The following is a 10,896-nucleotide window of genomic DNA, read 5'->3' on the forward strand; positions in this document are numbered from 1 at the left end:
GTGCCCGGGGACGTCGAGGAGGCTCGCCGGCACGTTCCCGCGGACCGGGTGTGGTCGGGAGATCCGGCCCGGCCGGGCCGTCCGGTACGTGTCCGGTACGCGGTGTGTTGCAAGAACGACACAAAGCGCGAACCGGGGTGCGGTCCTGTCAGTGCCCCTGCGTAGGGTTCTGGTCAACCGCGGACGCCGCGGCAACCGGGGAGCAGTCCGAGAGGGGAAGACGCCGTGACCGTCAACATGACCAAGGGTCAGGCCATCAGTCTGCAGAAGAACGACGGGGGCAGCCTGACCGCGGTCCGCATGGGTCTCGGCTGGCAGGCAGCGCCCCGCCGCGGCCTGTTCGGCTCGCGCACGCGCGAGATCGACCTCGACGCCTCTGCCGTGCTGTTCGCGGACAAGCAGCCGGTCGACGTCGTGTTCTTCCGCCACCTCGTGAGCGACGACGGCTCCGTGCGCCACACCGGCGACAACCTCGTCGGCGGCGCGGGGCAGGGCGGTGACGACGAGGCCATCCTCGTCGACCTGGAGCGCGTCCCGGTGCACATCGACCAGATCGTCTTCACGGTCAACTCCTTCACGGGCCAGACGTTCCAGGAGGTGCAGAACGCCTTCTGCCGCCTCGTCGACGAGACCAACGGCCAGGAACTGGCCCGCTACACGCTCGCGGGCGGCGGCGACTACACCGCGCAGGTCATGGCGAAGGTGCACCGTTCGGGCGCGGGCTGGTCCATGACGGCCCTGGGCACCCCGGCCAACGGCCGCACCTTCCAGGACCTGATGCCGGCGATCCTGCCGCACCTGTAGGACGGCCGGCGAGCGGCACCCGACACGACGACACGGGGGGACCAGGGCGATGACGGCCGAGCTGGTGCGGGGGCAGAACCACCCGCTGTCCGAGGCCCGCCTCGACATCCGGATCTCGGCCGGCACGCCGGTCGTGGCGGCGGCCGCATTCGGCGGCGACGACGGCCGGCTGCGGGACGCGGAGTCGGTGGCCCATCCCGCGGCCCCCGTCCTGCCGGGGCTGGAGGTCTCCCGGCAGGCGGCCGCGGACCACCGCCTCGCGGTGGACCTGGACGCCGTCCCGGAAGGCGTGCACCGCGTCGACGTGCTGCTCGTCCTGCCCGAGTCCGGCCCGGGTCCGGCCCGTTTCGGCGCCGTCGCCGCGCCGTTCGTCGCGGTCACCGGCCTGGACGGCACCGGACTCGCCGGCTACACCCTTACCGGCCTGGACACCGAGTCGGCGGTGATCGCCCTGGAGCTCTACCGCAGGCACGGAGCCTGGAAGGTACGCGCCGTCGGCCAGGGGTACGCGGGCGGCCTCGCCGACCTCCTCGCCGATCGGGGCCTGGCCCGGGCCGAGGCCCGCCGGCTCGCCGGTACCGTCGAGGACGCGGTGGCCCTCGGCCCGGCCGACTCGCCGGCGCTTTCGCCGCCGCGTCCGGCCGACGGCGGCCGCGCGCGGGCCGCGCAGGCCTCGCCGTCCGGCACGGACCACAGCCGTCCGGCGGTCTCACCGGCCCTGCCCGGACCTGTGGCGCCGCAGCCGGCGTCCCCCTGCGACAGCCCGTTCACCCGGGACGGGCATGCCGCCTCCGCCATGACGCCCGAGACGCCGCACCCGGACGGAGGCGCGCCTCGGCAGGACGCCCAGGACGCGTCCGTCCCCACAGTCGCGCCCCGGCCGCCGGAGGCCGGCCCGATCGACTACACCCACCCACGCCGGCCGGCCGCGGCCCCGCCGCCGCCCCCGCCCGCCGTGCCTCCGGCGCCGCCCGGACAGCCCGCACCGCCGGTCGCGGGCGACGCGACCGGCTGGTCCATGGAGGAGCGGCTCTACAACCAGGTCTGGGGCATGTTCGAAGACCTGGCCCGCGCCACGGCCGCCTACCGCGGCGCTGTCGACTTCGCCGACTCGCGCATGGAGAGGGAACTCGACCAGGTGCTCTCCGACCCGCGCAGTCGGATCGGCGGGCAGGGGGACGCGGCGCGCGAGGCGGCCCGGGCCAGGCACGCCCGGCTCGTGGACCAGGCCAGAGCGGCCCTCGACCGTGACCTCGCCCAGCTCACCGCCGAGTCCGGGGTCGTCGAACCCGCGCTGCCGCCGGCGTACGCGGGCTGGGACAGCCCGGTCTGGCACGGCTACCGCGTACCGGCGCAGACACCGATGGCCGTCCGCCTGGGCGACCTCAGCCTGCCCGAGAGCGCGCCCTTGCGCATTCCGCTGCTGGTCAGACTGCCCCTGGAGCGGGGCCTGTGGATCGACAGCGGCCGGACGGCGGCGGCCGGCGGCCTGCTCGACGAGGACACGCTGCGCCGTCTGGCGATGGAGTCGGCCGTGGCGCACGCGGCCCGGCTGCTCGCCGTCCACCCACCGGGCGAGTTCGCCGTGCACGTCATCGACCCGGCCGGCTCGGGAGCGCAGGCGCTCGTGCCGCTCCTGCAGGCGGGTGCGCTCGCGGGGCCGCCCGCGATCGGCGCCGCGGGTGTCACGGCGACGCTGGGCCGGCTCACCCAGCGGGTCGACCTGGTCCAGATGGCCGTGCGCGGGGGCGTGCCCGACGCGTTGCCGCCGGGCTTCGACACGTCCCAGCAGCTGCTGATCGTCCATGACTTCCCGCACGGCTTCGACGACCGAGCCGTGACCCGGCTGCGCTACCTGGCCGACGAGGGACCGGCCGTGGGCGTCCACCTCATGATGGTCGCGGACCGCGAGGACGCCGCCGCCTACGGACCGTTGCTCGACCCGCTGTGGCGTTCGCTGCTGCGACTGACCCCTGTCCCCGAGGACCACCTCGCCGACCCCTGGGTGGGACACGCCTGGACGTACGAACCACCGCTGGTGCCGCCCGGCAGCCAGGTCGTCCAGCAGGTGCTGACCCGGGTCGCGGCGGCCCGACGTGACGGGAGCCGGTGACCGGGAAGCGCTTCCCCTCGCGACCCCGAGCCGATCTGACATCCTCCGACCAGGCAACTTGGTACTTTCTTTGCCGTGCCCTTTACCTTTCCTTGGTGATTGGGTACCGTTTTTCGTACGGAGGGGAGTACTCCCTGATGGCTGCGGCGCACCCGTCAATACGGATCCGGTGGGATCCCGGGGCGCCGGCCCGCACAGCCCGGCGACCGACGTGCACCGGGGCCCCGCGGGTGGAAGAGACCTCCGGCAGCGACGACGCTGACCCGTTTGCCGTTACGCATCTGCCGGAGGCGCAGTGGACGTTTCCCTGACCCTGTGGGTCCTCACCATCATGGGCCTCGCCGCCCTCGTCACGGTCGACTTCTTCATCGGGCGCAAGCCCCATGACGTGTCGATCAAGGAAGCCGGCATCTGGACCGTCGTCTGGATCGCCCTGGCCGGCCTCTTCGGAGTCGGCCTGCTCGTCCTCGGCGGCGGGCAGCCCGCCGGTGAGTTCTTCGCCGGCTTCATCACCGAGAAGTCGCTGAGCGTCGACAACCTCTTCGTCTTCGTACTGATCATGGCGAAGTTCGCCGTGCCGTCGCGGTACCAGCAGCGGGTGCTGCTCGTCGGCGTGCTGATGGCCCTGGTGCTGCGCGCGGTCTTCATCGCCGCGGGCGCCGCGATCATCGCGAACTTCTCGTGGATCTTCTACCTCTTCGGTGCCTTCCTCATCTGGACCGCCTGGAAGCTCGTCCAGGAGGCCCGCGCCGAGGAGAAGGACGAGGACTACGAGGAGAACAAGCTGCTCAAGGCCGTGGAGCGCCGCTTCGGTGTGGCCGACCGCTACCACGGCACCAAGCTGTGGATCCGGGAGAACGGCCGGCGCGTCATGACCCCCATGCTGGTCGTGATGCTCGCGATCGGCACCACCGACGTGCTCTTCGCGCTGGACTCCATCCCCGCGATCTTCGGCCTGACGCAGGACCCGTACATCGTCTTCACCGCCAACGCGTTCGCGCTGATGGGCCTGCGGCAGCTCTACTTCCTGATCGGCGGCCTGCTGAAGAGGCTGGTCCACCTGTCCTACGGCCTGTCGGTCATCCTCGGCTTCATCGGGGTGAAGCTCGTGCTGCACGCGCTGCACGAGTCCGGCGTGCACGTCCCGGAGATCAGCATCCCGGTCTCCCTCGGCGTGATCGTGGCCGTACTGGCCATCACCACGATCACCAGTCTGAGGGCCTCCAGGAAACAGGCGGTGGCCGAGGCCGCCGAGGACCACGCCGGCGGCACCGGCGCCCGCGCGAAGGGCGGCGTCGACGCCTGACCGCCGGCAGGCGGGTCCACCCGCCGGGCCCGCCCGAGGTCCCCTGCCGAGACGTTGCGGGGCCACCGGCATCCGTACGCCCCCCAGGGAGTGACGTCAGTCCTGGACTGGAATGCGAAGCCTGTGCACGTCTGCAACGATCGCAGCATGATCACTCGGCTCCGGACGCTCACTGCACAGTGGACGACCGTCGCGCCGGTGGTCGCGGTCGTCCTGCTGGCTCTGACGTGGGGACGCGAGCTGCCCGTCGCGGTCGTCGTGGTGATGACCGCGGTCCTCGCGGGTTCGGTGCTGGCCGCCGTGCACCACGCCGAGGTGGTCGCCCACCGGGTCGGCGAACCCTTCGGCTCGCTGGTCCTGGCCGTCGCCGTCACGGTCATCGAGGTCGCGCTGATCGTCACCCTGATGGTGGACGGCGGCGACAAGAGCGCCACCCTGGCCAGGGACACGGTCTTCGCGGCGGTGATGATCACCCTCAACGGCCTGGTCGGTCTGTGCCTCCTCGTCGGCTCGCTGCGCCACGGTACGGCCGTCTTCAACCCGGAGGGGACCGGCGCCGCCCTCGCCACCGTGGCGACGCTGGCGACGCTCAGCCTGGTGCTGCCGACGTTCACCACCAGCAAGCCGGGCCCGGAGTTCTCCGGTGTGCAGCTCACGTTCGCCGCGCTCTCCTCGCTGGTCCTCTACGGCCTGTTCGTGACGACCCAGACCGTCCGGCACCGCGACTACTTCCTGCCGATCACCCGGCACGGCGAGGTGATCGCCACGGAGGAACACGCCAAGGTGCCCTCCGCCCGTGCCGCGTGGACCAGTATCGGACTGCTGGGTCTGGCCCTGATCGGCGTGGTGGGGCTGGCCAAGGGCGTCTCGCCCACCATCGAGTCCGGGGTGGCGGCCGCCGGGCTGCATCACGCCGTGGTCGGCGTGATCATCGCACTGCTGGTCCTGCTGCCGGAGACCATCGCCGCGCTGCGCGCCGCCCGGCGGGACCGGGTGCAGACCAGCCTCAACCTCGCACTCGGTTCCGCGATGGCCAGCATCGGCCTGACCATCCCGGCCGTGGCCCTGGCGTCCATCTGGCTTTCCGGGCCCCTGCTCCTGGGCCTCGGTGCCACGCACATGCTGCTGCTGGCCCTGACGGTGGTGGTCAGCTCGCTGACGGTGGTGCCGGGCCGGGCGACACCGCTCCAGGGCGGCGTCCACCTGGTGATCTTCGCGGCCTACCTGGAGCTGGCTGTCAACCCGTGACGCGCCGGCCGTTCGCGCCCGCGACGGCACCGGCCCGGTTACGATCGCCCGCGCACTCGGCCACCCGTCCTCACCCGGCTCCGCCGCCACCGGGACCGGGGTGCCGGGTGCCCGGCAGGAGGGCACCCGTCGTCGGTGGAGCGTGATAGACCGGGTCCGAGAAGCGGTGGTCAGCGCACCGCCGCAACCACCGACGGACCGGAGGAACCGTGCCCCGCACCCTGGCCAACGCCCCGATCATGATTCTCAACGGCCCCAACCTGAACCTGCTCGGCCGGCGTCAGCCGGAGATCTACGGCTCCGACACGCTCGCCGACGTCGAGGCACTGTGCGTGAAGGCGGCGGCCGCGCACGGCGGCACGGTGGACTTCCGGCAGTCGAACCACGAGGGGGAGCTGGTCGACTGGATCCACGAGGCCCGGCTGAACCACTGCGGCATCGTGATCAACCCGGGTGCCTACTCGCACACCTCCGTCGCGATCCTCGACGCGCTCAACACCTGCGACGGCATGCCGGTGCTGGAGGTGCACATCTCCAACATCCACCAGCGCGAGGCGTTCCGGCACCATTCGTACGTCTCCCTGCGCGCCGACGGCGTCATCGCCGGCTGCGGTGTACAGGGCTACGTGTTCGGTGTGGAGCGGGTCGCGACACTGGCCGGGCCGGCGCTGACGGAGGCGTGAGCCGGCCGTTCCGCCGACCGGGGCGGTCACCAGCCGCGGGCGTGCCACTCCGGCAGGTGGGGCCGCTCCGCGCCCAGTGTGGTGTCGTTGCCGTGCCCCGGATAGACCCACGTCTCGTCCGGGAGCACGTCGAAGATCTTCGTCTCGATGTCGTGGATCAGGCTGGCGAAGGCCTTCGGGTCCTTGTGCGTGTTGCCGACGCCCCCGGGGAAGAGGCAGTCGCCCGTGAACAGGTGCGGGTGGCCGTGCGGGTCGTCGTAGACCAGCGCGATGGAGCCCGGCGTGTGCCCGACCAGATGGCGGGCGGTGAGCTGCACGCGCCCCACCCGGATCGTGTCGCCGTCGTCGACGAGGACGTCGGTGGGCACGGGGATGCCTTCGGCGTCCTCGCGGCCCGCGTACGTGCGCGCTCCGGTCGCCGCGACGACCTCGGCCAGTGCCTGCCAGTGGTCGGCGTGCCGGTGGGTGGTGACGACGGAGGCGATGCCGTCGACACCGATCATGCCGAGCAGCGTCCTGCCGTCGTTGGCGGCGTCGATCAGCAACTGCTCGTCCGTGGCCCGGCAGCGCAGCAGGTAGACGTTGTTGTCCATGGGGCCGACCGCCATCTTGGTGATCATCAGGGCGCTCAGCTCGTGCACGTCCGCCGGGCCGCCGACCCGCACCTCTCCGGTGTACGTCATGGCCGTCAGCCTATAGCGCGGGAAGTCGCGGGAGGGATCCGCCGTCCACCGTCAGGGCGGCCCCCTCTCGGCGCCCGGCGAGCCAGCCCAGCAGGTCCGCACGGCCCCCCGTGACGGTGACCGGGGATCCGGCCGCGTCCCGGCCAGTGCTCCAGACGCGCGCGCCGTCCGTCAGCCGGGTGGCCGGCACGTCCGGGTTTCCCCGGAACCGCGCGACGAGGAAGTCGATCTCCCGCTCCACGAACTCGGCCGGCAGGTCCTCCAGCTCGTACCCGATGCCCAGGTCCACATGGTGCAGTTCGACCTCCACCCACCGCCGGAACGGCACCCGCGCCGCGGAGTCGGTGACGCCGTTGCGCAGCTCGACGGTGCGCGACCAGTCGGCGGGCGCCTCCGCCGTCCGCTGGAAGCGGGCCGCGCTCTCGCGCACGTCGTCGAACTGCGCGCCGAGGGAGCGCGAGGCGTCCCGCTCGATGTCGGCGTCGCGCGCCTCGGCGCTGACGTACATGGCACGCCCCTCGAGGACGTTCACGAGAGCGTCGGCGTTGCGGGCGACGTGAGCGAGCACATGACCACGGCTCCAGCCGGGAAGGCGTGACGTGTGGGTCACAGCCGCGTTGTCCAGTTCAGCCACTGCGGTGAGGAGCCGATCGGTCGCTTCTCGTACAGAGGCCAGGTCGCGCGCGTGATCAATCATGGGGGCGACCCTAGCCGCGTGACACGTTCGGGTGAAGGTGGCCGACCTCGCCCGTAAATCGAATGTGCGTGCCATAAGGTCGTACCCGGCGTCGGGCATGCTGGAGAGCCAGGGGTTGTTATGCATCCGGGCAACCGAACCGGCGTTGTCAGTGGCTCCCCCTAGTCTGAGAAAGCACTGGGGCCCCGCCCCTGTCACTTCTCTCAAGAAAGGTGCGGACCGGCGTGGCCGACCGTCTCATCGTCCGTGGCGCGCGCGAGCACAACCTGAAGAATGTCTCGCTCGACCTGCCTCGGGACTCGCTCATCGTCTTCACGGGCCTGTCCGGGTCGGGCAAGTCCTCCCTGGCCTTCGACACGATCTTCGCGGAGGGCCAGCGGCGCTACGTGGAGTCCCTCTCCTCCTACGCCCGGCAGTTCCTCGGCCAGATGGACAAGCCGGACGTCGACTTCATCGAGGGCCTCTCACCGGCGGTCTCCATCGACCAGAAGTCCACCTCGCGCAACCCCCGTTCGACGGTCGGCACCATCACCGAGGTCTACGACTACCTGCGGCTGCTCTTCGCGCGCATCGGCAAGCCGCACTGTCCCGAGTGCGGCCGTCCGATCTCGCGCCAGTCGCCGCAGGCCATCGTCGACCGGGTCCTGGAGCTGCCGGAGGGCAGCCGTTTCCAGGTGCTGTCCCCGCTGGTGCGGGAGCGCAAGGGTGAGTTCGTCGATCTCTTCGCCGAATTGCAGACCAAGGGCTACAGCCGCGCGCGGGTGGACGGCGAGACCGTCCAGCTCTCCCAGCCGCCCACGCTGAAGAAGCAGGAGAAGCACACCATCGAGGTGGTCGTCGACCGCCTCACGGTGAAGGACTCCGCCAAGCGCCGCCTCACCGACTCCGTGGAGACGGCCCTCGGGCTGTCCGGCGGCATGGTCGTGCTCGACTTCGTCGACCTTCCCGAGGACGACCCCGAGCGCGAGCGCATGTACTCCGAGCACCTGTACTGCCCCTACGACGACCTGTCCTTCGAGGAGCTGGAGCCCCGCTCCTTCTCCTTCAACTCGCCCTTCGGCGCCTGTCCCGAGTGCACCGGCATCGGCACGCGGATGGAGGTCGACCCCGAGCTGATCGTCCCGGACGAGGAGAAGTCCCTCGACGAGGGCGCCATCCACCCCTGGTCGCACGGGCACACCAAGGACTACTTCGACCGCCTGATCGGTGCCCTGGCGGACGCGCTCGGGTTCCGCACCGACATCCCCTTCGCGGGCCTGCCGCAGCGCGCGAAGAAGGCCCTGCTGTACGGACACAAGACCCAGGTCGAGGTCCGCTACCGCAACCGCTACGGGCGCGAGCGCAGGTACACCACGCCCTTCGAGGGCGCCGTCCCCTTCGTCAAGCGCCGGCACAGCGAGGCCGAGAGCGACGCCAGCCGCGAGCGCTTCGAGGGCTACATGCGCGAGGTGCCCTGCCCGGGCTGCGAGGGCACGCGTCTGAAGCCGGTCGTCCTCGCGGTGACGATCATGGGCAGGTCCATCGCGGAGATCTCCGCGATGTCCATCAGCGACTGCGCGGAGTTCCTGGGCGAGCTGAAACTCACGTCCCGCGACAAGAAGATCGCCGAGCGGGTCCTGAAGGAGGTCAACGAGCGGCTGCGCTTCCTCGTCGACGTCGGTCTGGACTACCTCTCGCTGAACCGTGCGGCCGGCACACTCTCCGGCGGCGAGGCCCAGCGCATCCGCCTGGCCACCCAGATCGGCTCCGGTCTCGTCGGCGTCCTGTACGTCCTGGACGAGCCGTCCATCGGCCTGCACCAGCGCGACAACCACCGGCTGATCGAGACCCTGGTCCGGCTGCGCGACATGGGCAACACGCTCATCGTCGTCGAGCACGACGAGGACACCATCAAGGTGGCCGACTGGATCGTCGACATCGGTCCCGGCGCGGGCGAGCACGGCGGCAAGGTGGTGCACAGCGGCTCCCTGAAGGAGCTGCTCGCCAACGCCGAGTCGCAGACCGGGCTGTACCTGTCCGGCAAGAAGGCCATCCCGGTGCCCGACGTCCGGCGCCCGCGCGACCTTTCCCGGCAGCTCACGGTGCACGGCGCCCGTGAGAACAACCTCCAGGACATCGACGTCTCGTTCCCGCTGGGCGTGTTCACGGCCGTCACCGGCGTGTCCGGCTCCGGCAAGTCGACACTCGTCAACGACATCCTGTACACGCACCTGGCCCGGGAGCTGAACGGCGCCCGCAACGTCCCGGGGCGGCACACGCGCGTGGACGGCGACGACCTCGTGGACAAGGTCGTGCACGTCGACCAGTCGCCCATCGGCCGCACCCCGCGGTCGAACCCGGCGACGTACACCGGCGTCTTCGACCACATCCGCAAGCTGTTCGCCGAGACGACCGAGGCGAAGGTCCGCGGCTACCTGCCGGGGCGCTTCTCCTTCAACGTCAAGGGCGGCCGCTGCGAGAACTGCGCGGGCGACGGCACGATCAAGATCGAGATGAACTTCCTCCCGGACGTGTACGTCCCGTGCGAGGTCTGCCACGGCGCCCGGTACAACCGGGAGACCCTGGAGGTCCACTACAAGGGCAAGTCCATCGCCGACGTGCTGAACATGCCGATCGAGGAGGCCATGGACTTCTTCGACGCGGTGCCCGGCATCTCCCGTCACCTGCGGACCCTGAACGACGTCGGCCTCGGCTACGTCCGGCTCGGCCAGTCGGCGACGACCCTCTCCGGTGGTGAGGCGCAGCGTGTGAAGCTCGCCAGCGAGCTGCAGCGCCGCTCCACCGGCCGCACGGTCTACGTCCTGGACGAGCCGACGACCGGTCTGCACTTCGAGGACATCAGCAAGCTGCTGAAGGTCCTGTCCGGTCTGGTCGACAAGGGCAACACGGTCATCGTCATCGAGCACAACCTCGACGTGATCAAGACGGCCGACTGGCTCGTCGACATGGGACCCGAGGGCGGCGCCGGCGGCGGCCTGGTCGTCGCCGAGGGCACGCCTGAGCAGGTGGCCGCGGTACCGGCCAGCCACACCGGCAAGTTCCTGCGCGAGGTGCTCGATGCCGACCGGATCAGCGACGCCGAGCCGGTCCGGGCGCCGGGCAGGGCCGCCGCCAAGAAGGCGGTGGCGGCCGCCGCGACGGCGAAGAGGACGGCGACGGCCAGGACGGCCGGCTCCGCCGCGGCCAAGAAGGCCGCCGGGACCGGCAAGAAGACGGTGCCCGCCCAGAAGACGGCGCGGGCCCGCAAGGCCTGAGACGAAGACGCAGGAAGCGCGGCGCCCCCGCGGGAATCGACCCGCGGCGACGCCGGCCGGGTGGCCGGTGGGACTGGGTGTGCGTCAGTGTGCCGTGCGCCCCCACTG

Annotated in this window: 8 protein-coding genes; 6 read left to right on the forward strand and 2 right to left on the reverse strand. The window is 71.3% G+C overall.

Annotated features, from left to right (window positions below):
• Positions 1–225 precede the first annotated feature (225 nt).
• From ACWDNY_RS30300 to aroQ, 5 genes are all read left to right on the forward strand, one after another.
• A complete protein-coding gene (locus ACWDNY_RS30300) occupies positions 226–804 on the forward strand; it encodes a TerD family protein (RefSeq protein WP_451649014.1) in 579 nt (192 codons plus the stop codon).
• A 49-nt stretch (positions 805–853) separates the two neighbouring features.
• On the forward strand, positions 854–2,917 hold the full coding sequence (locus ACWDNY_RS30305) for a TerD family protein (RefSeq protein WP_451649015.1): 2,064 nt from the start codon (positions 854–856) through the stop codon (positions 2,915–2,917).
• Between the two features lie 295 nt (positions 2,918–3,212).
• The gene (locus tag ACWDNY_RS30310) at positions 3,213–4,223 is read left to right on the forward strand and encodes a TerC family protein (RefSeq protein ID WP_451649016.1); all 1,011 of its coding nucleotides are present in this window, start codon (positions 3,213–3,215) and stop codon (positions 4,221–4,223) included.
• A gap of 147 nt (positions 4,224–4,370) precedes the next feature.
• Positions 4,371–5,471, forward strand: coding sequence for a calcium:proton antiporter (locus ACWDNY_RS30315; RefSeq protein WP_451649017.1), 1,101 nt, complete (start codon positions 4,371–4,373; stop codon positions 5,469–5,471).
• 209 nt (positions 5,472–5,680) lie between these two features.
• Positions 5,681–6,154 (forward strand): type II 3-dehydroquinate dehydratase, encoded by a 474-nt coding sequence (gene aroQ / locus ACWDNY_RS30320; RefSeq protein ID WP_451649018.1) that lies wholly within the window; start codon positions 5,681–5,683, stop codon positions 6,152–6,154.
• Between the two features lie 26 nt (positions 6,155–6,180).
• Here the strand turns inward: aroQ and ACWDNY_RS30325 are convergent, their stop codons facing one another.
• Positions 6,181–6,837, reverse strand: coding sequence for an MBL fold metallo-hydrolase (locus ACWDNY_RS30325; RefSeq protein ID WP_451649019.1), 657 nt, complete (start codon positions 6,835–6,837; stop codon positions 6,181–6,183).
• A 10-nt stretch (positions 6,838–6,847) separates the two neighbouring features.
• On the reverse strand, positions 6,848–7,534 hold the full coding sequence (locus ACWDNY_RS30330) for a maleylpyruvate isomerase family mycothiol-dependent enzyme (protein ID WP_451649020.1): 687 nt from the start codon (positions 7,532–7,534) through the stop codon (positions 6,848–6,850).
• Between the two features lie 224 nt (positions 7,535–7,758).
• On the opposite strand from ACWDNY_RS30330, the gene uvrA reads away from it, so the two are divergent.
• Positions 7,759–10,788, forward strand: coding sequence for an excinuclease ABC subunit UvrA (gene uvrA, locus ACWDNY_RS30335; protein WP_451649021.1), 3,030 nt, complete (start codon positions 7,759–7,761; stop codon positions 10,786–10,788).
• The last annotated feature ends 108 nt before the right edge of the window (positions 10,789–10,896 follow it).

It is taken from the genome of Streptomyces sp. NPDC003697, from assembly GCF_053587115.1.